Annotated in this window: 19 protein-coding genes and 1 CRISPR repeat array; of the genes, 8 read left to right on the top strand and 11 right to left on the bottom strand. The window is 74.8% G+C overall.

All coding sequences use genetic code 11. The features are described 5' to 3' along the window. Positions 1 to 128: 128 nt before the first annotated feature. Together EMA09_RS26255 and EMA09_RS26250 are read right to left on the bottom strand one after the other, a co-directional pair. Positions 129 to 728: a M23 family metallopeptidase gene (locus EMA09_RS26255; RefSeq protein ID WP_129843439.1), complete on the bottom strand. Its 600-nt coding sequence runs from the start codon at positions 726 to 728 to the stop codon at positions 129 to 131. 429 nt (positions 729 to 1157) lie between these two features. Next, positions 1158 to 2180 (bottom strand): LacI family DNA-binding transcriptional regulator, encoded by a 1023-nt coding sequence (locus tag EMA09_RS26250; protein WP_129843438.1) that lies wholly within the window; start codon positions 2178 to 2180, stop codon positions 1158 to 1160. A gap of 246 nt (positions 2181 to 2426) precedes the next feature. Between EMA09_RS26250 and EMA09_RS26245 the strand changes: the two genes are divergently transcribed. Both EMA09_RS26245 and bla read left to right on the top strand, forming a co-directional pair. After that, positions 2427 to 4448, top strand: coding sequence for a beta-L-arabinofuranosidase domain-containing protein (locus tag EMA09_RS26245; protein ID WP_129843437.1), 2022 nt, complete (start codon positions 2427 to 2429; stop codon positions 4446 to 4448). Between the two features lie 84 nt (positions 4449 to 4532). Further along, positions 4533 to 5393 (top strand): class A beta-lactamase, encoded by an 861-nt coding sequence (bla, locus tag EMA09_RS26240; RefSeq protein WP_129843436.1) that lies wholly within the window; start codon positions 4533 to 4535, stop codon positions 5391 to 5393. 8 nt (positions 5394 to 5401) lie between these two features. Here the strand turns inward: bla and EMA09_RS26235 are convergent, their stop codons facing one another. Further along, positions 5402 to 6808, bottom strand: a complete 1407-nt coding sequence (locus EMA09_RS26235; protein WP_129843435.1) for a short-chain fatty acyl-CoA regulator family protein — start codon at positions 6806 to 6808, stop codon at positions 5402 to 5404. 335 nt (positions 6809 to 7143) lie between these two features. Between EMA09_RS26235 and aceA the strand changes: the two genes are divergently transcribed. Then, on the top strand, positions 7144 to 8442 hold the full coding sequence (gene aceA / locus EMA09_RS26230; protein WP_129843434.1) for an isocitrate lyase: 1299 nt from the start codon (positions 7144 to 7146) through the stop codon (positions 8440 to 8442). On the opposite strand, the gene EMA09_RS26225 is transcribed toward aceA, so the two are convergent. Continuing rightward, complete coding sequence (locus tag EMA09_RS26225; RefSeq protein ID WP_168220810.1) at positions 8381 to 9241, bottom strand: MBL fold metallo-hydrolase; 861 nt, start codon at positions 9239 to 9241, stop codon at positions 8381 to 8383. The two genes, aceA and EMA09_RS26225, sit on opposite strands and share 62 nt — an antisense overlap. Before the next feature lie 160 nt (positions 9242 to 9401). Between EMA09_RS26225 and EMA09_RS26220 the strand changes: the two genes are divergently transcribed. Both EMA09_RS26220 and EMA09_RS26215 read left to right on the top strand, forming a co-directional pair. Next, positions 9402 to 10577 (top strand): low temperature requirement protein A, encoded by a 1176-nt coding sequence (locus tag EMA09_RS26220; protein ID WP_129843432.1) that lies wholly within the window; start codon positions 9402 to 9404, stop codon positions 10575 to 10577. A 73-nt stretch (positions 10578 to 10650) separates the two neighbouring features. Continuing rightward, positions 10651 to 11139, top strand: coding sequence for a hypothetical protein (locus EMA09_RS26215; protein WP_129843431.1), 489 nt, complete (start codon positions 10651 to 10653; stop codon positions 11137 to 11139). 5 nt (positions 11140 to 11144) lie between these two features. On the opposite strand, the gene EMA09_RS26210 is transcribed toward EMA09_RS26215, so the two are convergent. The 4 genes from EMA09_RS26210 to EMA09_RS28550 all read right to left on the bottom strand — a co-directional run bounded on the left by EMA09_RS26210 (position 11145) and on the right by EMA09_RS28550 (position 14324). After that, positions 11145 to 11837: an RraA family protein gene (locus EMA09_RS26210; RefSeq protein ID WP_206306100.1), complete on the bottom strand. Its 693-nt coding sequence runs from the start codon at positions 11835 to 11837 to the stop codon at positions 11145 to 11147. A 116-nt stretch (positions 11838 to 11953) separates the two neighbouring features. Further along, the gene (locus tag EMA09_RS26205) at positions 11954 to 12964 is read right to left on the bottom strand and encodes a hypothetical protein (protein ID WP_129843429.1); all 1011 of its coding nucleotides are present in this window, start codon (positions 12962 to 12964) and stop codon (positions 11954 to 11956) included. Positions 12965 to 13232: 268 nt separating this feature from the next. After that, on the bottom strand, positions 13233 to 13958 hold the full coding sequence (locus EMA09_RS26200) for a class I SAM-dependent methyltransferase (protein WP_129843428.1): 726 nt from the start codon (positions 13956 to 13958) through the stop codon (positions 13233 to 13235). Between the two features lie 204 nt (positions 13959 to 14162). After that, positions 14163 to 14324 carry a hypothetical protein gene (locus tag EMA09_RS28550; RefSeq protein WP_168220809.1) on the bottom strand — a complete coding sequence of 54 codons (162 nt, stop codon included), beginning with the start codon at positions 14322 to 14324 and terminating at the stop codon, positions 14163 to 14165. Positions 14325 to 14502: 178 nt separating this feature from the next. Here EMA09_RS28550 and EMA09_RS26195 point away from each other — a divergent pair, with 178 nt between their 5' ends. Continuing rightward, positions 14503 to 15399 (top strand): SDR family oxidoreductase, encoded by an 897-nt coding sequence (locus tag EMA09_RS26195; protein ID WP_129843427.1) that lies wholly within the window; start codon positions 14503 to 14505, stop codon positions 15397 to 15399. Between the two features lie 58 nt (positions 15400 to 15457). Here the strand turns inward: EMA09_RS26195 and EMA09_RS26190 are convergent, their stop codons facing one another. Next, positions 15458 to 15637, bottom strand: coding sequence for a hypothetical protein (locus EMA09_RS26190; RefSeq protein WP_129843426.1), 180 nt, complete (start codon positions 15635 to 15637; stop codon positions 15458 to 15460). Positions 15638 to 15728: 91 nt separating this feature from the next. After that, positions 15729 to 17540, bottom strand: a complete 1812-nt coding sequence (locus EMA09_RS26185; RefSeq protein WP_240796731.1) for an amino acid transporter — start codon at positions 17538 to 17540, stop codon at positions 15729 to 15731. A gap of 555 nt (positions 17541 to 18095) precedes the next feature. Here EMA09_RS26185 and EMA09_RS26180 point away from each other — a divergent pair. Then, complete coding sequence (locus EMA09_RS26180; protein ID WP_129843425.1) at positions 18096 to 18674, top strand: TetR family transcriptional regulator C-terminal domain-containing protein; 579 nt, start codon at positions 18096 to 18098, stop codon at positions 18672 to 18674. A 5-nt stretch (positions 18675 to 18679) separates the two neighbouring features. Then, positions 18680 to 19171 (top strand): NUDIX domain-containing protein, encoded by a 492-nt coding sequence (locus tag EMA09_RS26175; protein WP_129843424.1) that lies wholly within the window; start codon positions 18680 to 18682, stop codon positions 19169 to 19171. A 7-nt stretch (positions 19172 to 19178) separates the two neighbouring features. Next, a CRISPR array of direct repeats spans positions 19179 to 19878; the repeat unit is 29 nt; unit sequence GGGACCATCCCCGCGCGTGCGGGGAGCAC. Positions 19879 to 20053: 175 nt separating this feature from the next. Here EMA09_RS26175 and EMA09_RS29525 read toward each other — a convergent pair. After that, positions 20054 to 21709, bottom strand: coding sequence for a bifunctional NAD(P)/FAD-dependent oxidoreductase/class I SAM-dependent methyltransferase (locus tag EMA09_RS29525; RefSeq protein ID WP_129843423.1), 1656 nt, complete (start codon positions 21707 to 21709; stop codon positions 20054 to 20056). Positions 21710 to 21761: the final 52 nt, after the last annotated feature.

The raw sequence follows: 21761 nt of genomic DNA, 5'->3' as shown, positions 1-21761 counted from the left end.
ACGGTGCGTGAGCGGGGGGATCCGGACGGGCGCGGGGGCGCCGTTCCCACACTCCCCCACCCCGCGCGGGACGGCATCCCGGCCGCCTCCGTCGGGGTGCGGGGGCGGCCGGGGCGGGTGGGCGCGGGTCAGGCGTCCACGTCGTGGTGGTGGAGGAACGCCATGGGGTCGACGGCGGAGCCGTAGTCCGGGGTGGTGCGGACCTCGAAGTGGAGGTGGGGACCGGAGCTGTTCCCCGTGTCGCCGGACTCGGCGATCGTCTCGCCGGTCGTCACCTTCTGGCCGACCGCGACGTCGATCTCGGACAGGTGCGCGTACTGGGTGTAGGTGTCGTCGTCGTGGCGGACGACGACGGCGTTGCCGTACGCCGGGCCGTCGCCGGCACCGTTGCCGCCGGCCTTCACGACGGTGCCGCCGTGGGCGGCCTGCACATCCGTGCCGGTGGGGACGGCGAAGTCCTGGCCGCTGTGCTTGCTCGCCCAGCGGTCACCGCTGTTCCCGTAGGTCGCGGACAGGGTGTAGTCGTCCTCGTGGATCGGCGTCGTCCAGGACGGGGCGGCCTGCTCGTGGCTCTCGGCCTCGGTGGCCGGGGCCGTGTCGTGCCCGCCGCCGGCCGTCAGGGCCGCACCTGTGACGCCCAGGGACGCGATGAGGCCGGTGGACAGGGCGACGCCCGCACGGGAGCGCAGTCGCAGGTTCAGGCTGCGGAGCGTGGTGCTGTTCGGCATGGGGATACCTCGCAGTTTTCCGGGGTCGTCCGCCCAGGCGGGCCGGACACGTTCATGGATAACCGCCGCCGCGGAGGCGTGCCAAGGCGCCCTGTTACGACCTTCCGTCGTAGCGGGGAGGAATCGCTCGGAGGGGAATTTCCGGCAGGGGACGAGAGACCGGGCGGTGGAGCGGGGGGTGACCGGCATCACCGCTCCCACCTGCGATTTCCGTCCGGTTGTCCGGCGGTGTGACGCCTTTCCGCCCGCCCTTCCCGGCATTGTCCCCGCCCGCCCGGGACGGAAGTCCCGCCCTTTCGTCATCGCCGTTTCCTCCGGGCCCGGTAGTGGACGCGGAATGGGACGTGACGAGCACCACGGGCGGGGTGCGGCCGGCGGTCCGGTCCCGGCACGGAACGTGGACGGAGGGTCGGTGCCCCGTGACAGGGATCAGGCGGACTCGCGGACGACCAGGCGGCACGGCAGGCGCCGTACGCCGGGTTCCGGGCGCCCTTCGATCGACTCCGTCAGGAGGAGGGCGGCGGTGCGGCCCAGCTCCTCCAGGTTCAGGTCCACCGTGGTCAGCGGGGGGCGGGTGGCGGCGGCCATGATCTCCCAGTTGTCGTACCCGACGACCGCGACGTCGTCCGGCACGCGCCGCCCGGACTCGCGCAGCGCGTCGGCCGCGCCGCGCGCGATCAGGTCGTTCGCGCAGCACAGGGCGTCCAGCGCCGGGTCGGCGCGCAGCGCGATCGCGGTCGCCTGCCGGCCCCACGCCTCGCTCCACGCGCCGAAGTACGGCTGTCCGCCGGCGAGGTCGAGGCCGGCGGCGCGGAGCGTGAGCGTGACGTGCTCCGCACGCTCCGTGCTGGCGTGGTGGTCCGGCGGGCCGGCGAGGTGGGCGATGCGGCGGCGGCCGGTGGCCAGGAGGTGTTCGACGGCCTGGCGGGCGCCGTCCCCGTCGTCGGGCACCACCGAGATGTCGTCCGGGTCGGTGGACGGCCCCAGCGCGTAGACGACGGGCACCGGCGACGGCAGGTCGAGCGGCGGGCGGGGGTCGGTGCGGCGGCCGGTGACGATGAGGCCGTCGATGCGCCGCTCCAGCAGCGTGCGGACGTAGTGCCGCTCGCGGATGCGGTCCCCCCTGGTGTCGGAGAGGAAGACGGAGATCCGGTCGGCGCCGAGGGCGTCCTCGGCGCCGAGCAGCACGGGCAGGCTGAACCGGCCGACGCTGTCGGTGGTGAGCAGCCCCACGGTGTACGTGCGGCCGGCCGGAGCCGCCGGCACCGTGTGGTGCGGGCGGAAGCCGAGGTCGTCGGCGACGCGCCGCACCAGGTCGCGGGTCTCGGGGCGGAGCCTGCCCCGGCCGTTGAGGGCCTTGGAGACGGTGCCGGGCGAGACGCCGGCGCGGGCGGCGACGTCACGGATCGTCGGCGTGCGCCCCGAGGGGCCTGGCGCGGGCCTGGCGGTCATGGGAAACGCGTTTCCTTCCTGCGCGGCAGCGCCGGGACACCGGGGTCCGGTGATGATGCCACAGCCGGGCCGGTCGGGCCATGGGCGGGAGGCTCGGGGGATTTCGCGCGCCGTGGGTGTTGACGCCCCGCCGGACGCGCTCCTAGCCTGCCCGGGAAACAGGAACCATTCGTTTCCCGGATTTTCCCACCCGGCGACGGCTCCGGGGCACCCCCGGAGCCGCCCCGCACACCCGCTGGAGCCCGCATGTCATCGGAACCGTCCACGCCGCCGCCCGCCGCGCCGGGACCCGTCCGGCCGGGAACGGACGCGCGCACCGCGCTGCGTCCCGACGTGCGGGCCACCGTGACGGGCGGCCTGTGGGCCGGGCGCCGCGCGGTCAACGCCGGGGTCAGCATCCCGCAGGGACCCGACCGCCTGGCGGAGGCGGGGAACCTCGCCAACCTGCGGCGCGCCGGCGACCGGCTCACCGGCGGCTTCGCCGGCGCGCGGCTGCCGTTCCAGGACAGCGACGTCCACAAGTGGCTGGAGGCCGCGGCCTGGCAGCTCGGCGACCCCGCGACCGACCCCGGCCTCGCCGCCGGGCTGCGGGAGCGGATCTCGGACTTCGCCGCGCTCCTCGCGCGCGCCCAGGAGGAGTCCGGCTACCTCAACAGCTTCTACCAGGTGGCGGAGCCCGACGTCCCGCACTTCAGCGACCTGCGGTGGAGCCACGAGCTGTACACGGCCGGCCACCTCGTGCAGGCCGCCGTCGCCCTGCACCGGACGACCGGGAGCCGGGAGCTGCTCGATGTCGCGACGCGGTTCGCCGAGCACATCGCCGACACGTTCGGCCCGGCCGCGTCGGGCCGGGCCGTGGACGCGGTGGACGGCCACGCCGAGATCGAGACCGCCCTCGTCGAGCTGGCGCGGGAGACCGGCGAGGCCCGGTGGACGGAGCTGGCCCGCTGGTTCGTCGACCGCTTCGGCAACCCGCCCGGCGACGGGCCGGCGCGCGGCATCGGGCGCCCCGGCTACTTCCAGGACCACGCGCCGCTGCGCGAGGCGCCCGCCGTCACCGGTCATGCCGTGCGCCAGATGTACCTGCTCGCGGGCGCCGTCGACGTGGCGACCGAGACGGGCGACGCGGAGCTGCGGGAGGCGGCCGAGCGGCTGTGGACCGACATGGTGACGCGGCAGACGTACATCACCGGCGGCATCGGCGCGCGGCACGCGGACGAGTCGTTCGGGGCGCCCTACGAACTGCCCGCAGACCGGGGCTACCTGGAGACCTGCGCCGCCATCGCGTCGGTGCAGGCGAGCTGGCGCCTCGCGCTGCTGACGGGCGAGGCGAAGTACGCGGACCTGATCGAGCGGACCCTGTACAACGCCGTGCTGTGCGGCGTGTCGCTGAGTGGTGACCGCTACCTGTACGACAACCCGCTGCACGTACGGGACGGCTGGGCCGAGCAGGAGGGCGCGAAGCCGCGCCGCACGCCGTGGTTCCACTGCGCCTGCTGCCCGCCGAACGTGATGCGCCTGCTGGCCTCCCTCCCCCACTACCTGGCCGCCGTCTCCGCCGACCGGTCGGAGTTCTCGGTGCACCAGTACGCCACGGGCCGGCTGGCGGCCGACCTCGCGGGCGGCCCGGTGGAGCTGTCCGTCTCGACGGACTACCCGTGGGACGGCCGGATCCGGATCACCGTCGAACGCGCCCCTTCGACGCCCTGGACCCTCGCCCTGCGCGTGCCGCACTGGTCGGCGGGCGAGTGGAGCGTCGCCCTGGAGGGCGGGACGGCGGCACCGGACGCGGAGGCGCGCGACGGCTGGGCGCGCGTCACCCGCGCATGGTCGCCGGGCGAGACGCTCGTCCTCAACCTGGACATGGCGCCCCGGTTCACGCGTGCCGATCCGCGCGTGGACGCGGTGCGCGGCACGGTGGCGATCGAGCGCGGCCCGCTCGTGTACGCCGTCGAGCACCTGGACCAGCCCGGCCTGCCGCCGGGCACCGGGCTCGACGACCTCGTGGTGGACCCGTCCGCCGGCCTGACCGCCGTGGACCGGCCCGACCTGCTCGGGGGCGTGGTCGCCGTGACGGCCACGGCCCGCGTACGGCCCCGCCCGGCGGTGGGGGCCGGCGGCGGCCCCGCGTGGTGGCCGTACACCCCGGCGTCCGAGCCTCGGCCCGAGCCCGGCGGCGAGCCACTGACGCTGACGGCCGTGCCGTACCACCTGTGGGCGAACCGCGAGGACGGCCCCATGCGGGTGTGGCTGCCCGCCGGCCGGTAGGCGGGACGGCGGCCGGCCGTGCCGGCCGGGAATTCCGGCGGCACGGCCGGTTCGGGCACGGTCACGGCCGGGGAGGACAGGGCCATGAGCAAGCCACCGGGAGCGCGCCGGGCCGCCGCCCTGCTCGTGCTCCTCGCCCTGGCCGCGTGCGGTCGGCAGGACGCCGGGCGGGCGTTCACGGACCTGGAGGCGGAGTACGGCGCCAGGCTCGGCGTGTACGCCCTGGACACGGGCACCGGACGGGAGATCACCCACCGCGCCGGTGAACGGTTCGCCTACGCCTCGACGTTCAAGGCACTCGCGGCGGGCGCCGTGCTCCGCGCGTACGGGACGCATGGCATCGACCGGGTCATCACCTACACGCGGGACGACCTCCTCGCCCACGCTCCCGTCACGGAGGACTTCGTGCACACCGGGATGAGCCTGCGCGACCTGTGCGCCGCCGCCCTGCGGTACAGCGACAACACCGCAGCCAACCTGCTGTTCGACGCGCTCGGCGGTCCTGACGGTCTTGAGGCCGTCCTGCGCGGCCTCGGCGACGGCGTGACGGAGGTGGACCGCGTCGAGCCGGACCTGAACGAGGCGGCGCCGGGCGACACCCGTGACACCAGCACGCCGCGCGCCCTGGCCGGGAGCCTGCGGGCGTTCCTGCTCGGCGACGCCCTCGCTCCGGACGAGCGCGGGCTGCTGCGGCACTGGATGACCACCAACACCACCGGCGGGACACTGATCGCCGCCGGTGTCCCCGACGGCTGGACCGTCGCGGACAAGAGCGGCAGCGCCGGGTACGGCGGCCGCAACGACATCGCCGTGGTGTGGCCGGACGACGGCGGCGCGCCCCTCGTGATCGCCGTCCTGTCCGGCCGGGACACCGAGGACGCCGAGCCCGACGACGCGCTGATCGCCGGCGCCGCGGCGCTCGCCGTCGAAGGGCTGGGGCGCTGAGGCGCCGCTCACCGCCGCCCGTCGCCCGGCCCCCCGCGCACGGGGAAGGGGACGAACGTGCCCCGGTCCGGGTCGACGGCGAGGCGGTGGCCGAGCGGCGGCACGGAGCGCTGCACGCAGTCCAGGCGTTCGCAGGCGCGGCAGCCGGGGCCGACGGGGACGGCGGCCGAGGCGTCGGTGAGGTCGAGCCCGTCCGAGTAGACGAGGCGGCCCGCGTGCCCGACCTCGCAGCCGAGGCCGACGGCGAACGTCGCGCCGGGTTCGCCCCAGCCGCCGCGGTGGCGGGTCACGGTCCTGGCGATCCACAGGTGCCGCCGCCCGTCCGGCAGCACCGTCACCTGGACGTGGACGCGGCCGGGCGCGGCGAACGCCTCGTGGACGTTCCACAGCGGGCAGGTGCCGGAGCGGGAGAACGGGAACCCGGTCGCCGACCGGCGTTTCGTCACGGTGCCGGCGCGGTCGACGCGCACCAGGGAGAACGGGACGCCGCGCAGCCGGGGCCGCTGCAGGGTGCCGAGGCGGTGGCAGACCGTCTCGAAGCCGAGGCCGTGGCGGGCGGCGAGGCGTTCGACGTCGTACCGGCTCGCCTCGGCGGCGGCGTGGAAGGCGCGGTAGGGCAGGAGCAGCGCGGCGGCGAAGTAGTGCGCGACGGCGGTCCGCGCGAGGGACCAGGTGTCGGTGCCCTCGGGGAAGTCCTCGGCGGCCAGGGCCGACAGCGCGTCGCCGTGCTCGGCGACGGCGAGGCGGACCGCCATGCGGAACGCCTGCTGTCCCGGGCGCAGCCGGGGCGAGAGGTGCAGGACGCGGGTGGCGCGGTCGTAGTGGTGGGGCTGCGCGGCGTCCAGGGCGATCCGCACGCCGTGGCGGGCGCCCAGCCGGTTGGCGAGGGCGCGGGGGGCCTCGCCGGGGCGGACGCCGATCTCGCGGGCGAGGTGTTCGGCGGCGAGGTCGGTCTCGTGCAGGTAGTTGTGGCGCCGGTGGAAGAACGCGCCGATCTCCTCGTGCGGCGCGGCCGGCGGGAGCGGCCCCGGGTCGCCGTGGCCGGGGGCGAGCCGCTGGGCGAGGTCCTGGTTGCGGCGGCCGAGGTCGAGGAGGGCCTGGGCGACGGCGGGCAGGCGGGAGGCGAGGTCGGTGAGGTCGCCGGTGGTGACCCGGCCGGCCGTGACCTCGGCGGCGAGCGTCTCGCGCAGTTCGGCGACGAGCCGGCCGGTGTCGTGGTCGGCGAAGAAGCCCGGTTCGATGCCGAACGTCTCGGTGAGGCGCAGCAGTACGGGGACGGTGAGGGGCCGGGCGTCGTGCTCGATCTGGTTCAGGTAGCTGGGCGAGATGCCGAGGCGGCGGGCCAGTTCCGCCTGGGTGAGGGCGCGTTCCTCGCGCAGGTGTCGCAGCCTGGCGCCCGCGTGGATGCCGCTCATGCCGGACCTCCTCGGTGACCGTGACGTCTTCGCGGATGTGGCACGGGGGCGCCGGACGATGCGCGGAAATTGGCGCCGCCCCACGGTTGCTGACACCGAGTGCCACTGCCACAGTCGATGGTGTGCCCTCCGCCCCGCGGGTGGAGCAACCGGCACACGATGTCCCGAAAACCGTACAGCCGAAGGGATCGGCTGAGGAGTCCCCGGGCGCACCGCGCTCCGGCCGACTCCGTCGGCGATGCGGCGCGAGCCGCCGGGACCGCACCTCACTGGCACGGAGTGACAGTCGTTCGCGCGCCCACCGCACGGCGCGCGACGCGGCGGGAGGAGAAGTCATGACGGGCACGATCACGGGGACCGGGACGCGCACGGCGGCCGGCCGGCTCGCGCGGCACTGGGCGACGGACCCGCGCTGGCGGGGGGTCGAGCGCCGCCACACCGCCGAGGACGTGGTGCGGCTGTCGGGCACCGTCCACGAGGAGCACACGCTCGCCCGCCGGGGCGCCGAACGGCTCTGGCGGCAGCTCCACGAGCTGGACTACGTGCCGGCGCTCGGCGCGCTGACCGGCGGCCAGGCCGTCCAGCAGGTGCGGGCGGGCCTCAGGGCCGTCTACCTGTCCGGCTGGCAGGTCGCCGCCGACGCCAACCAGGCGGGCCAGACCTACCCGGACCAGAGCCTGTACCCGTCGAACTCCGTGCCGCAGGCGGTGCGCCGTGTCAACAACGCCCTGCTGCGGGCGGACGAGATCGCGACCGCCGAGGGCGGCACCGACCCGACCGACTGGCTGGTGCCGGTCGTCGCCGACGCGGAGGCCGGGTTCGGCGGGGCGCTCAACGCGTTCGAGCTGACCCGCGCGCTGATCGCGGCGGGCGCGGCCGGCATCCACTACGAGGACCAGCTCGCGTCCGAGAAGAAGTGCGGCCACCTGGGCGGGAAGGTGCTCGTCCCCACGGCCCAGCACATCCGCACCCTGGGCGCCGCCCGGCTGGCCGCCGACATCGCCGGCGTCCCGACGGTGATCATCGCGCGGACCGACGCGCTCGCCGCCACCCTCCTGACCACCGATGTCGACGAACGGGACGCCCCGTTCACCACCGGCGAGCGGACGGCGGAGGGCTTCCACCGCGTGCGGGGCGGCCTCGACGCCGCCATCGCGCGCGGACTCGCGTACGCGCCCTACGCCGACCTGCTGTGGATGGAGACGGGCACCCCCGACCTCGGGCAGGCGCGGGCGTTCGCCGAGGCGATCCACGCCGCGCACCCCGACCGCATGCTGGCGTACAACTGCTCGCCGTCGTTCAACTGGCGGGCCGCGCTGGACGATCGGCAGATCGCCGCGTTCCAGCGCGAACTCGGCGCGATGGGCTACCGGTTCCAGTTCATCACCCTGGCCGGCTTCCACTCGCTGAACCACGCCATGTTCGACCTGGCCAGCGGCTACGCCAGGGACGGCATGACCGCGTACGTCGACCTGCAGGAGCGGGAGTTCGCCGCCCAGCGGGACGGCTTCACGGCGGTGCGCCACCAGCGGGAGGTCGGCACCGGCTGGTTCGACCTCGTGGCCACGGCCGTCAATCCGGACGCGTCGACGACGGCGCTCGCGGGCTCGACGGAGGAGGAGCAGTTCCACTGACGCCCGCCCCGTCCGGCGGCACGGTCAGCACCGTGCCGTCGAACGGCGCGCTCGCCCCGCACCGCGCGAGGATCGCATCGAGTTCGGGGCCCGGCGGGTTGGCGCAGCCGAGGGCCACCGCCACCACCCGGGTCCGCTCCCCGACGGCGCCCCGAGCGCGGAGGGCCGCGACGGTGCGGGCGAACGCGGCGAGGTCGTGGTGCTCCCCGGTGCCGGGGCGCAGCCCGTCGTTGCAGTCGAGGAGCACCACGTCGTACGTGGGGTGCTCGACGTCGGGCAGCTTCTCCCCCGTGTCCCAGGCGGCGAGGAGCCGGTCGTCGACCGCGTACAGCAGGGCAGGGCCGACGTACGGGTCGCCGCGCCAGTGGTCCGCGGCCAGCGCGCGGACCCGGTGGCCGCTCGCGAGGCGGACGCACTGACCGGCCGTCAGCGGCGTCCATGTGACGGGGGAGCCGGGCCTGACCCAGTCGCGGCACAGGTCGAGCGCGGCCGGCGGCCCGGCGATCTCCAGCGGCGCCTCGGCCCCGCGGCGCGCCTCCGCGTACTGCCGCCACAGCAGGGGCTGCGGGTCGGCGTGGTCGGGGTGCGCGTGCGTGAACAGGACGGTCCGCACGCGGTCCAGCGGGACGCGGGAACGCCGCGCGCTGCCCGTGTCGATGAGCAGCGTGCCGTCCACGAGGACCGTCGTCTGCCCGCGTTCCGCGCCCGGGGTCGCGCGCGCCCAGGCGCACGAGCGGCAGGTGCACCACGGGTTCGGCCAGCCGTCGGCGGAACCGGTGCCCAGCAGCCGTATCTCCACGCCTCCCGGCACCTCCCCGCTTCCCGTCACGACGGCGCCCATCATGCCCCCGGCGCCCCGGGGCGCCGCGCCGCGGGGTGGGTAAGCTGCGAACCTCCTATCGATCAAGGCCGGTTGACGACAGAGGTGGACAGTGCCCCCAGGCATACGGAACTCCCGGATGATCGCCACGGGCGAGGATCACCGGGTCACCCCGGCCGAGCTGTTCTTCGACCTGGTCTTCGTGTACGCCATCACGCAGGTCACTGCGCTCATGGCGGACGACCCGTCGGCCCTGCGGATGCTCGGCGGCATGGTCGTCCTGGCGCTCCTGTGGTGGTGCTGGTGCTGCTTCGCCTGGCTCGGGAACGTCGTGCGCGCCGACACCGGCGGCCTGTTCTCCGTGCTGCTCGCGGTGATGGCCGTCCTCATGATCGTGTCGCTCGCCGTCCCCGAGGTCTACGCGGACGGCGAGGGCGGCCTGCACGTCCCGCTGGTGTTCGTCCTGTGCTACGGGGCCGTCCGGCTGCTGCACCTCCTGTCGTACTGGGTGTCGAGCCCGGACGACGCGGCCCTGCGCAGCACCCTGCGCAGGACCGCACTGCTGTCCGTCGCCCCGCCGTTCGTCCTGCTGCTGGCGGGCAGCACGCTGTCCGGGGCCGCGCAGGTGCTGGTGTGGCTGGCGGCCGTCGCCGTCGACTACGTCGGGATCTACGTCACCGGCTCGTCGGGCTGGCGCGTCTCCTCGCCGGGGCACTTCGCCGAACGGCACGGCCTGATCGTCATGATCGCGCTGGGCGAGTCGATCATCGCCATGGGCTTCGGGATGCGCGGGTTCCCACTGAGCGGCCCGGTGCTCATCGCGTCCGTCGCGGGCCTGCTGCTGCTCGCCGGCCTGTGGCGGGTGTACTTCCGGATGGTGAACGAGGCGGCCGAGCACCGGCTGACCGCCCTGCGGGACGGGGCGCGCACGGCCCTCGGGCGCGACGTGTACACGTTCCTGCACCTGCCGCTCGTCGCCGGGATCGTGCTGACCTCGCTCGGTGAGAAGGCCGCGCTGCACCACATCGCGGACGAGCACCACTACGGGCTGTCCGAGCCGCTGCACGGGATCGTCGCCTGGGCGCTGCCGGGCGGCGCGGGCGTGTTCCTGCTGGCGGCGGCGGCCATCCTGCTGCGGGTGGGGCGGCGGCCGTCGCCGCTGCTGCTCGTCGGCGGCCCGGCGTTGCTGGCGGCGGGCGCGCTGGTGCCGCTCGTCCCGGCGCTGGCCGCGCTCCTGCTGCTGGCCGCCGGCGTGACGGTCCTGGTGTTCGCCGGGGGCGGGCCGCGCGAACGGCACGGGGTCGTCGCGGCCTGACGGCGGCGGGCCGGCCGGGAGGCGGGGGCGGGGCGGCGGACGTAGCCTCGGAGGAGATCCGGAGGGAGTCCGCATGCTGTCCGATCGTGCCCGGGCCTGTGTCCGGGGTGTGTCACGCGGGGCCGTCGCCGGCGCGGCCGGCACGACGGCGCTCAACGCCGTCACGTACGCCGACATGGCGCTGCGCGGCCGGCCGTCCAGTTCGACACCGGAGCAGACCGTGGAGAAGCTGTCGGACGTCACGCACGTCCCGGTGCCCGGCCACGGCGACACGCGCTCCCACCGGGTGTCGGGCCTCGGCCCGCTCATGGGGCTCGCCGCGGGCGTCGGCACCGGCGCGCTGCTGGGCCTCGGGCGCTCCGCCGGGTGGCGGCCCGGCCTCGTCGCGGGCGGCACGGCGGCCGCGCTGGTCGCGATGGTGGCCGGCAGCGGCCCGATGACGCTGCTGCGGGTGACCGACCCGCGGTCCTGGGGGGCGTCCGACTGGCTGAGCGACGCGGTACCGCACGCCGCCTACGGCGCGCTGACCGCGTGGACGCTCCAGCGGCTCGGCGACGACTGAGCGCCTCACTCCTCGACGGCGCCGCCCACCGACCGCAGATGCTGACGGAACGTCCAGTCCGGCTCCTGCGCCCGCCGCGCGAGGAACGCGTCGAACCGCACCTGGTCGCGCAGGGTCGTCCCGGCGCGGATGAGGCCGGCCTGGCGGCGCTCCGTGTCGCGGAGCGCCTCGGCGGCCGTGAGGAGGTCCCCGGCGCGCGCGGCCGGGACGAACAGCACGCCGTCGTCGTCGCCGAGGACGAGGTCCTCGCGGCCGACGGTCCACTCCCCCACCCCGGCGGCCGTCAGCGCGTCCGGGGCGCGGTCGTCGAGCCGCCGCGGGCCGGCCGGCAGCGCGCCGGCGCTGAACACCGGGAGGCCGATGGCACGGATGTCCGCCGTGTCACGGTGGAGCCCCCAGATGACGACGCCGTCGAGCCCGGCGGCCCTGGCCTCAAGGACCACCAGGTCACCGACGCACGCCTCGTCCGTCCGGCCGCCGTTGTCCACGACGAGGACGTCACCCGGCCGGGCGGTGACCAGGCTCTCCAGGAACACGTCCACGCTGCCGGCGTGCCGCGCCGGCACGACCCGGCCGGCGACGCGGCTGCCCGGCACGACGGGCCGCAGCCCGGCGGGCGCGCACCGTACGGGGACTCCCGTCCTGAGGCACGCGTCCGCCACGTGCGCGGTCGTCAGTGAAGCGAAGCGGTGGCGGATCTCCCGCGCCCGGCTGTCCACCCGCGTATCCCTCCCGGTCGTCGGCGACCGTGCCCGCGCTCCGCCCGCCCGGTCGCCCGGGCGGGCGTCACACGGCGGAGCCGTGCCTCACCGCCTCACTGGGCGACGAGCACGTCGGCGCGCAGCGCGGCGGCGTCCTCGGCCGCCTCGGCCGTGGTCATCTCGATCGTGCCACTGCCGGTCTGCCGCTGGAAGGCCGTGAAGCCGCCGGTGGAGCTGTCGGCCCACGCGCAGATCGGGACCTCCACCGTCAGCCCGACGGTCGGGTCGACGGCCTCCACCTGCTGGCAGAGCATGGAAGCGCCGTCCAGACCGCTGGGCTGGACCTCCTCCGGCTCCCCGACGGGCGTCATCGAGCCGGCCTCGGCGCCGGCGGCCAGGATCGCGCTCGCGGCGGCGGCCGGGTCCGTGACGGTGCCCGTCCACGTGTTGACACCGAGGGTGACGACCTCGCGGGTCCCGAGGTCCTCCAGGCTCGAGAGCTGCGACGCCTCTTCGAGGCTCAGGCCCTTGAAGTAGGTGGCGCGGAGGTTCGTGCCGGACTCGAGGCCGACTCCGTCCAGGGCGGTGCTGTCGAGGGAGAAGGCGTTGTAGTCGGCCTGCTTCCAGTAGTCGCCGCTGGTGTCGGGGAAGGAGATCTCGTAGACGGTGCCCGTGTCACCGCCTCCGGTGTCGCCCCCGCTGTCGCCACCGGAGTCGCCACCCGAATCGCCACCCGAATCGCCGCCGGAGTCGCCGCCGGTCCCCTGGCTGGTGCCCTCGCTGCCCGCGTCGTCCTCCTTGTCGTCACCACCGCTCGTCGCGACGACGACGCCGACCACGGCGGCCACGACGACCACGGCCGCGGCGACGATGATGCCTATCCTCTTCCCGGAACCGCCCGACTGCGGCTGCCCGCCCGGACCGGGGTACGGGGCACCGCCGTACGGGTTGGGCTGGCCGTAAGGACCGGGCTGGGCGGGCTGCGCCGGCTGCGCGGGCACGCCCGGCTGCGTGGGCTGCGCGTACGGGTTCTGGTCCGGCGGCGGGTTCTGGCCGCCGTAGGGGTTGTTCTGGCCGTAGGGGCCGGAACTGCCGGGCGGCGGGGGCGGAGGCGGCTGGCTCAACGCGCTGTCCTTTCGGTGCAGGTGGTCACGGCCCGAGGGCCGTGCCGGGATGGGGCTTGAGACTATGCGACGGGCCGGGGGCCGCCTGCGGCCGCCCGGCGTACGGTCGTCGCGCGCCTCTTGCCCTTCACGGACGCACGCAGGCGCCATTCAGTTCGTTGCCGGTCGAACGAAAAAAATGACGGGCCGTCAGTTCCCCGCGGGCTGCCCTGTGCCCGCCGCGCTTCGAGCGTGTGCCATCGAAGTCCGCGCAGCATGGATCACCGGGTCAGGGGCGTCGTGCGAGGAAGACGAACTCTTTGCCCGGCCGGTCGGGCGCATCGCGAACGTCTTCAACGGCGTAGCCGTGGGCGACCAGGTCCGTCTCGACCTCTGCTCGCTCCCGGAAGCGCAGTGTGGAGTCCGAAGTCATGACCTGTCCGTCCGCCGCGAAGACGTAGGTCCAGCGGAAGGTCACCAAGGGCAGGCTCACCTCGATCAGGTCGACCCAGCTCTCGACGGAGCCGATGGCCGGGATCTCCGTCACGCGGTAGGAGTTCTCACGGGTCCACTCCTCCCAGGCGCCTCTGGCCGGATCACGGGTCTCGAAGACCAGGCGGCCGCCGGGCCGCAGTGCCTCGTACGCGCCCCGCAGCGTCTTCCGCCAGGCATCCGGGCCGACGATGGCCTGGGCGACATTCGCCGTCATCGTCGCGAGGTCGACCTGCAGTGGCGGGAGGGCTGTGGCGTCACCGCAGATCCAGCGCACTCGCTCACTGCCCGGTTTGGCCCGGGCGACATCGACGGATGCCCGGGCGGGATCGGTGCCGACGACATCGATCCCGCGGTCGGCCAGGAGAAGGGCGAACACCCCGGTTCCGCAGCCGATGTCAAGGACCCGACGCGCCCCCGCGTCTTCCACGATCCGGAGGTAGGCATCGAGATCGCTGCGGTCGGGGTCGAGCGGATCGTAGATCGCGGCGAGTCGCGGATGCCCGAAGCAGTCGTCAGCCATGCGGTCGAACGTATGCAGACCAGGCCCCGAAGAGCTACTGGGTTTCGCCGGACCCGGCCGACCGAGGATGCGGGCGGTTCTGCCACTGGGCGGCGATCACTCGTCCGGAGTTCCCGCGGTTCCGGCACGGACCACAGCGGCTCCTTGTCCGGTGTTCCGGCCGAGGCGCCCCGCCCGGAGCCTCCGCGCCAGGACACGGCCTGCTCAGCCGTCGTCGTCCGCCCCGTCGTCGCGGTCGCCCTCCGCCTGGGACGGCGGCCTGCGGGGCTCCGGATGCCCGGCCCGCTCCCCCGCCGGGTGCCGCGGGTCGGAGCCGTCGCTGTCGTCGCGTTCGCCCTCGGCCTGCGAGGGGGTGTCGTCACTCATGTCCGCCCCTTCCGTTCCTCACCGCACCGCGCGTCCGGTGCGCGGCGTCGCCGACCGGGCGGGTGTCCGGCGCGCCCGGCGGTAAACGCGGCGCACGGGCCGGGGCGTTTGCCACCGCGGCCACCGGAAACCGGTGAACCAGTGACGATCAGGAGATATCCGGCAGGAGGGCCGTCCCATGGATCACGACACCGCGCCGCGGAACGACGAGGAGCCTGCGCCCCCGTACCCGCGCCAGCGCCAGCAGCGCCCCGGCCTCGAACGGGACATGACCCCGCGCCCCCGCTACCGCGCCGATGACTACCGCCCCTCGGGGAAGCTCGCGGGGAAGGTCGCGCTCATCACGGGCGGCGACTCCGGCATCGGCCGGGCCGTCGCCCTGCTGTACGCGCGGGAGGGCGCGGACGTCGCCATCGTGCACCTGCCCGAGGAGCAGCCGGACGCCGACGAGACGCGGCGCGGCATCGAGGCGGCGGGCCGCCGCTGCCTGCTGCTGCCCGGCGACCTGTGCGACGCGTCGTTCTGCGCGGAGGCGGTGGAGCGGACCGTGCGGGACCTCGGCGGCCTCAACGTCCTCGTGAACAACGCCGCCTTCCTCAACAGCACCCTCGACCTGGCCGACCTGACCTACGAGAACTGGGACCGGACGTTCCGCACCAACGTCTACGCGTACTTCCACCTCGTCATGGCGGCCAGGAAGCACCTCGGCGAGGGCGACGCGGTCATCGCGACCGCGTCGGAGGAGGCGCTGAAGGGCAGCGACACGATGATCGACTACGCGGCGTCCAAGGCGGCGCTCATCGCCTTCACCAAGTCGATCGCCCCGCACCTGGCGCAGCAGGGCGTACGGGCGAACGTCGTGGCGCCGGGGCCGACGTGGACCGTCCTCAACGTCGCCGACCAGGGCATGCCCGAGGACGGCCTCGCGCATCTGGGCAGCGAGGACCCGGAGCACCGGGTGGCGCAGCCGGAGGAGGTCGCGCCGGCGTACGTGTACCTGGCGTCCGAGGCGGACTCCAGCTTCACCGTGGGCGAGATCCTGGCGGTGACCGGCGGGCTGACCGGCACCCGCTGACACGGCGGCCGGGGCCGGCGGATCACCGCCGGCCCCGGCCCCGGAGCGTGCCGGCCGCTCACCCCCGGTCGTAGTCCTCGGGCTTCACGTCGGCGTCCCGCAGCGCCTCCCGCATCGTGCTGCCTCCGCCACGGCCCGGTTCGCCCTCGCGCCCGGTGCGGGGCCGCTCGCCCGCGCGCCGCTCCAGGGTCTCGTCGGTGCTGTCGGTCTTGGGCCTGTTCTCCTCGGGAACGGTCATCGCGCCGCGCTCCTCCTCGTGTCTCCGTGGTGTTCCGCGTGCGGGGGGCGGGTGCCCTGCGGCGCGGCGGGGGAAACGCGCGGCGGCGCCGTCAGCCGACGTGCACGCGGGGCCGGCGGGCCGGGTCGCGCTCGGCGCGGCGCAGGACCTCGCGCGCGACGGGCGCGACCTCCCCGTCGCCGAACACCAGGAACCGCAGCAGGTGCCCGAGGGGGTGGCCCTCGGTCCAGTTGAAGTACGCGTGCGGCACGGCGCCCGTCCGGTCCCGCAGGTGCAGCAGGACGGCGGCGATGGCGTTGGCGACGGCGGCGCCCCGTACGCGCAGGACGCGGTAGCCGTGGCACTGCTCACCGTGCACGGTGACGTCGGCGGAGAAGTCGGACGAGTCGTCGACGGTCACCTCGAGGAAGAGGACGTGCTTCCGGTCCGGGATGGGCGTCTCCTCGCACTGGGCGGTCTCCTTCGCCCGGTACGCGCGCTCGTCGCCGCCGTCCGGCTCGTTCGCGATGATGCGCAGCGGCCCGAAGGCGGCGGCCTCGTCGACGATGCGGGCGGCGGCGGCGTCGAGCGTCACCTCGCCCGCCCGCAGCTCGAACGCGCGGTGCACGCGGGACCCGAAGGACGTCACCAGGATGCCGACGATGAACAGGGCCGCAATACGCAGGCCGTCCGGGCGCTCCACCACGTTGACGACGAGGGTGTAGACGAGGACGGCCGTCACGACGCCGAACCCCGCGAACGCCCGCCGCTGCCCGCGGTGCCGCGCCGACACCGTCACGGCGAACGACGCGGACACCATGAGGACCAGCACACCGGTCGCGTACGCCCCGCCCTGCGCGTCCACGTCGGCCTCGAACAGGATGGTGATGGTGAACGCGATCGCGACGAACAGCAGGACCAGCGGCCGGACGGCGCGCGTCCACTCGGGGGCCATGCCGTAGCGCGGCAGGTAGCGGGGGACGAGGTTCAGCAGCCCGGCGAGCGCGGAGGCTCCGGCGAACCACAGGATGGCGATCGTGGACAGGTCGTAGACCGTGCCGAACGCCTCGCCGAGGTACTGGTGCGCGAGGTAGGCGAGGGCGCGCCCGTTGGCCTCGCCGCCGCTCTCGAACTCCTCGGCCGGTATGAGGAGGGTCGTGGCGAGGCTCGAGACCAGCAGGGCGCCGCTCATGATGAGCGCGGCCGTCGTGAGGAGCCTGCGGGTGTCGCGGATGCGGCCCGCCGGCCGTTCCTCCGTGTCGCCGGCGTCGCCGCGCACCTGCGGCATGACGGCGACGCCCGTCTCGAAGCCCGACATGCCGAGCGCGAGGCGGGGGAAGACCAGCAGGGCGACGGCGATCATCGCGACGGGCGACGCGTGCTCGGCGCGGGCGGCGGCCCACCAGTCGTCCACCACGACGGGGTCGGAGGCGACGTGCCACACGGCGGTGGCGAGCACGACGACGTTCAGCAGCAGGTACACGCCCACGACGCAGACGGCGACCCCGATGGCCTCGCGGAAGCCCTTCAGGAACACGGCGCCGAGCGCCGCGATCAGCAGCAGGGTGATCCAGACGTTGCCGTGCTCCATCCAGCCGGGCGCGAGGGGGTTCTCGACGGCGTGGGCGGAGGCGTCGGCGGCCGACAGCGTGATGGTGATCATGAAGTCGGTGGCGGCGAAGCCCAGCAGGACCAGTACGAACACCTTGCCCGCCCACCAGGGCAGCAGCCGTTCCAGCATCGCGATGGAACCCTCGCCGTGCGGGCTGTCCCTGGCGACGCGGCGGTAGACGGGCAGCGCGCCGAGCAGCGTGAGGCCGATGAGGACGAGGGTGGCGAGCGGCGACAGCATCCCGGCGGCCAGGGCGGCGATGCCGGGCTGGTAGCCGAGGGTGGAGAAGTAGTCGACGCCGGTCAGGCACATGACGCGCCACCACGGGTGGCCGTTCTCCCTGACGGGGTGGGTGGCGTGCGGGCCCGGGTGGCGGGCGGTCCGCTCGCTCAGTCCTTCGAGGAGCCAGGTGCGGAGACGCCGGGGCGGGCGGCCCGGTTCGCGGGCCTCCTCGCGGATGAGGAGGCTCTGCTCAGTGGCGGTCACGACCGCGCACCTCCGTCGTCGCATGCAATCCGGTGGGCACGAGGAGCGAGTATCGCCGACGGCGACGCCCGGTGACGGCTGCCGCTGGAGCGCCCGTACGCCCCTCGCCGGCGGGTGGCGGGCGCACGGAAGCACGCGGGAGCGCACCCGCGGCAGCTCAACTACCAGGCGAAACGGGCCGGGTGCCGGCCGTCCGGCATCCTCCCCCGCCCCCGGGGACGGCCGGCGGGGAGCGTGTCCGCGCGGGAATCCCATACGCCTTCTTAACGCCGGTCCGGCCGACGGACGGCCGGGAACGACAGTGCGCCCGCCGACCGTCACTCAGGGTCGTCGTGCGCGCGCTTCCCGGCACTACCGGCGTAGTGGGGGCATGATCGGTCCATGACCTCGCCGCGCGCCCGCCTGATCGCCGACACCGCCATCACCGTGCTCGCCGCCCGCGGACCGCGCGGGCTGACCCACCGCGCCGTGGACAAGGCGGCCGGCCTCCCGGCGGGCTCCACGTCGAACCACGCCCGTACGCGTGCGGCGCTGCTGCGGGCGACGCTGGAGCGGCTGGCGGAGGCGGAGGCGGCGGAGTACCCGCCGCCGGTGGGCGACACCCCGCGCGAACGGCTCACGGGCGCGGTCGCGCACGTCCTGCACACGGCGCTGACGGAGGGGCGCGCGCTGACCCTCGCGCGCCTGGAACTCGCCACGGAGGCCGCGCACCGTCCGGAGCTGCGGGAGCGGTACGACGCGCTCGGCCACGGCTTCCTCGACATGGCGGCGCGCCTGCTGGCGGCGGCGGGCTGCGAGGACCCGTGGCGGCGCGCGCGGTGGCTGGTGGCGTGGTGCGACGGCGTGCTGTTCCACGCGACGGTGGGCTCGGGCGCGTCCGCGCCGCCGTCGGCCGATGACCTGCGGGACCAGGTGGACGCGATGGTGGACGCGCTGCTGCCGCCGGCGTCGGCAGAATGACCGGCGTGCGCATTCCACGACAGGCGGCCCGCGTCGCCGTTCTCGCTCCCGACGGCTCGGTGTTCATGTTCCGCTACGACAACGAGGAGGTCGGCGTCCACTGGGCGCCCCCGGGCGGCGGCCTCGACCCGGGCGAGACCCCGGAGGCGGCAGCGGCACGGGAGGTACGCGAGGAGACGGGCTGGAGCGGCCTCACACTGCGCGGAACACTGTGCCGCTGGGAGCACGACTACACACGGTCGGGAGTGCCCGTACGGCAGAGCGAGGACATCTTCCTGGCCTACGGCCCACGCCGCGACCCGGTGGGCGACCTGACGGCAGCCCACGAGGAGGACGGCATCCTGCACTGGCGCTGGTGGACCCCGGAGGCACTGGCGGCGGCAACAGAAGCACTGTGGCCACCACAGCTACCGGACCTGCTGGAATCAGTACGCACCACCGGCAGAGCACCAACACAGCCGGTAGACCTGGGCTACATCCCAAACACACAACTCTGACCCCGACGGAACCATCCCCGCGCGTGCGGGGAGCACGTGCCGCGACGAATGGCCCGGATGGCGATGCCGGGACCATCCCCGCGCGTGCGGGGAGCACCTCCTGCTGCGGCACGTCCGCGACCGGGGCCGGGGACCATCCCCGCGCGTGCGGGGAGCACCCCTGGTGCTTCGTACTTCCGCAAAGCACCCCGGGACCATCCCCGCGCGTGCGGGGAGCACACGCCCGTGGGGGAGTCGACGCTCGACTGGGCGGGACCATCCCCGCGCGTGCGGGGAGCACGTGATGCCGTGCTGTGCGCGCCCGGTCTGCGGGGGACCATCCCCGCGCGTGCGGGGAGCACACGGGCTTGCGCCACGTCATCTGGTGTGCTCCGGGACCATCCCCGCGCGTGCGGGGAGCACACGCTGGCGTTCACGTTCGTGTCAGGCTGGACGGGACCATCCCCGCGCGTGCGGGGAGCACAGTCGCTTCCAACGGCCTTGCTTCGGTGAGTCGGGACCATCCCCGCGCGTGCGGGGAGCACGAGGACGCGGCCTGGGCGGCCCGCGACGAGGAGGGACCATCCCCGCGCGTGCGGGGAGCACTACGACCACGCCGACAACGGGCACCCCAGTCCGGGACCATCCCCGCGCGTGCGGGGAGCACGCCGAGGACCCGGGCTCCGCGACGGAGTGGGTGGGACCATCCCCGCGCGTGCGGGGAGCACACTCGCTGAACTGCGGGTTTCCGTCGCGCTGAGTGCCGAAATCCTGAACTTCGTTGAGTCCGGCATTTCGTGCCAATCGGACGCCTCCTTCCGCCGCTTCGTCCCGGGGGCACCGTAGCTCAAGTGGGTGTCGGGCGGAGGCCCGTCCGGGGGTGGACGGGCCTCCGGGGTGGGGTCAGTGTGTGCGGCGGCGCAGTTTCACCGTGTTGTCCGTGCGTGTTCCCGCTTCGCCGTCGGGGCTGAGCTGCACCCGTTCGTGGTGTTCCGCCCGCTGGATCTCCCATTCGTCGTCCGGCAGTTCCAGGGACGCGACCACTTCCGACGGGGTCGGGAGGTGGATGTCGGGGTGTTCCTCCTCCCACGACGGTCCCGTCGAGTGGCCCTCGATCAGCAGAGTCCCGCCCGGTGCCACGGCGGCCGCCGCCGCGCGCAGGATGCGGTCGCGCGGCATGTCGCTCCACGAGTGGAGGAACTGCGCCGACACCAGGTCGAACGAGCCCTCGGGGAACGACTCGCCGAGGTCGTGCTGCTGCCACTCGATCCGGTCGGTCACCCCCGCGTCGGCCGCGTGGCGTGCCGCCCGCTCCAGGGCGACGCGGGAGATGTCGACGCCCGTCACGCGCCAGCCGCGCCGCGCGAGCCACACCGTGTCCGCGCCCTCGCCGCAGCCCAGGTCGAGCGCGCGGCCCGGCGGGAGGTCGGAGACCTCGCGGACCAGGGCGTCGTTCGGGTTGCCGCTCCAGATCGACGGCATGGACGTGTAGAAGGCGTCCCACGTCTCGGCCTCGGAGAGACCCTCGACGTCCAGGCCGCCCCAGGGCCCACGCCCCCGGTGCTCGTGCGTGTGCTTCGTCATCGTGCTGTCCCCTCCATGGTTTCCCGCCCGGTGGGCCGCCACGGCCCGCCGGGTCTCCTCGGCGATCAGGTCGGCGTTGATCGCCGCCCCGGCCAGGACGCCGGCGGTGGCGGCGCCGATCACCTGCTGGGCCGGGTTCGTGACGTTCCCGGCCGCCCAGATGCCCGGCACGGGTGTCGCGCCGGTGGTGTCGGCCGGCAGGAGGCTGCCGATGGGGTGGCCGTCACGCTCCTGCACGACCGGTTCGAGGCCGAGGCCGGCGAAGACGCCGACACGCGCGGTGGCGTACGGGGCGACGGCCAGTCCGTCGCACGGCACCACACGCCCGTCCTCCAGGGCGACGCCACTGAGCCGCCCGTCCTTGGCCACGACCTCCGTCACCCGTCCGTGCACCACACGGATGCCACGCGCCGCGAACTGCTCCTTCTGCTCGGCGGTCAGCTCCGGCGCCGTGTGGCGGAAGTACGTCACGTCGTCGCTCCACTGCCGCCACAGCAGCGCCTGCGCCACGGACAGCGGCCCCGTGCCGAGGACCCCGAGCGCGCTGTCGCGGAACTCCCAGCCGTGACAGTACGGGCAGTGCAGGACCTCGCGCCCCCACCGGTCGGCGAGCCCCGGCACCTCGGGCAGGCCGTCCGCGAGGCCGGTGGCGAGCAGCAGCCGGGCCGCCGTGACGGTGCTCCCGTCGTCCAGGGTGAGGCGGAACCCGCCGTCCACCCGCTCGGCCCCCGTCACGGTCCCGTCGACGACCCGCCCGCCATAGCGGGTGACCTCGTCGCGCCCGGTGGCCAGCAGTTCGGCCGGCGGCATGCCCTCGCTCGTCAGGTAGGTGTGCACGCCGGACGCGGGCGCGTTGCGCGGCGTGCCGGAGTCGATCACCACGACGGAACGCCGCGCCCGCCCCAGGGTGAGCGCGCCGCTCAGCCCGGCCGCTCCCCCGCCGACCACCACGACGTCGTACTCCACAAGGCTCATCGGGCCTCACCTCTCTTCTGCCGCCGATGGTGGGGCGGATCCGCGCGATTTG

Source organism: Streptomyces sp. RFCAC02 (assembly GCF_004193175.1).
Taxonomy (GTDB): Bacteria; Actinomycetota; Actinomycetes; order Streptomycetales; family Streptomycetaceae; genus Streptomyces.
The sequence above is the reverse complement of the archived record's forward strand: the minus strand, read 5'-3'. Positions and strand labels throughout refer to the sequence as shown.

Excerpts from the sequence above, each read along its gene's own strand:
- EMA09_RS26255 (WP_129843439.1), bottom strand. The coding sequence starts at position 728 with ATGCCGAACAGCACCACGCTCCGCAGCCTGAACCTGCGACTGCGCTCC.
- EMA09_RS26250 (WP_129843438.1), bottom strand. The coding sequence starts at position 2,180 with ATGACCGCCAGGCCCGCGCCAGGCCCCTCGGGGCGCACGCCGACGATC.
- EMA09_RS26245 (WP_129843437.1), top strand. The coding sequence starts at position 2,427 with ATGTCATCGGAACCGTCCACGCCGCCGCCCGCCGCGCCGGGACCCGTC.
- bla (WP_129843436.1), top strand. The coding sequence starts at position 4,533 with ATGAGCAAGCCACCGGGAGCGCGCCGGGCCGCCGCCCTGCTCGTGCTC.
- EMA09_RS26235 (WP_129843435.1), bottom strand. The coding sequence starts at position 6,808 with ATGAGCGGCATCCACGCGGGCGCCAGGCTGCGACACCTGCGCGAGGAA.
- aceA (WP_129843434.1), top strand. The coding sequence starts at position 7,144 with ATGACGGGCACGATCACGGGGACCGGGACGCGCACGGCGGCCGGCCGG.
- EMA09_RS26220 (WP_129843432.1), top strand. The coding sequence starts at position 9,402 with ATGATCGCCACGGGCGAGGATCACCGGGTCACCCCGGCCGAGCTGTTC.
- EMA09_RS26215 (WP_129843431.1), top strand. The coding sequence starts at position 10,651 with ATGCTGTCCGATCGTGCCCGGGCCTGTGTCCGGGGTGTGTCACGCGGG.
- EMA09_RS26200 (WP_129843428.1), bottom strand. The coding sequence starts at position 13,958 with ATGGCTGACGACTGCTTCGGGCATCCGCGACTCGCCGCGATCTACGAT.
- EMA09_RS28550 (WP_168220809.1), bottom strand. The coding sequence starts at position 14,324 with ATGAGTGACGACACCCCCTCGCAGGCCGAGGGCGAACGCGACGACAGC.
- EMA09_RS26195 (WP_129843427.1), top strand. The coding sequence starts at position 14,503 with ATGGATCACGACACCGCGCCGCGGAACGACGAGGAGCCTGCGCCCCCG.
- EMA09_RS26190 (WP_129843426.1), bottom strand. The coding sequence starts at position 15,637 with ATGACCGTTCCCGAGGAGAACAGGCCCAAGACCGACAGCACCGACGAG.
- EMA09_RS26185 (WP_240796731.1), bottom strand. The coding sequence starts at position 17,540 with ATGTGCCTGACCGGCGTCGACTACTTCTCCACCCTCGGCTACCAGCCC.
- EMA09_RS26180 (WP_129843425.1), top strand. The coding sequence starts at position 18,096 with ATGACCTCGCCGCGCGCCCGCCTGATCGCCGACACCGCCATCACCGTG.
- EMA09_RS29525 (WP_129843423.1), bottom strand. The coding sequence starts at position 21,709 with ATGAGCCTTGTGGAGTACGACGTCGTGGTGGTCGGCGGGGGAGCGGCC.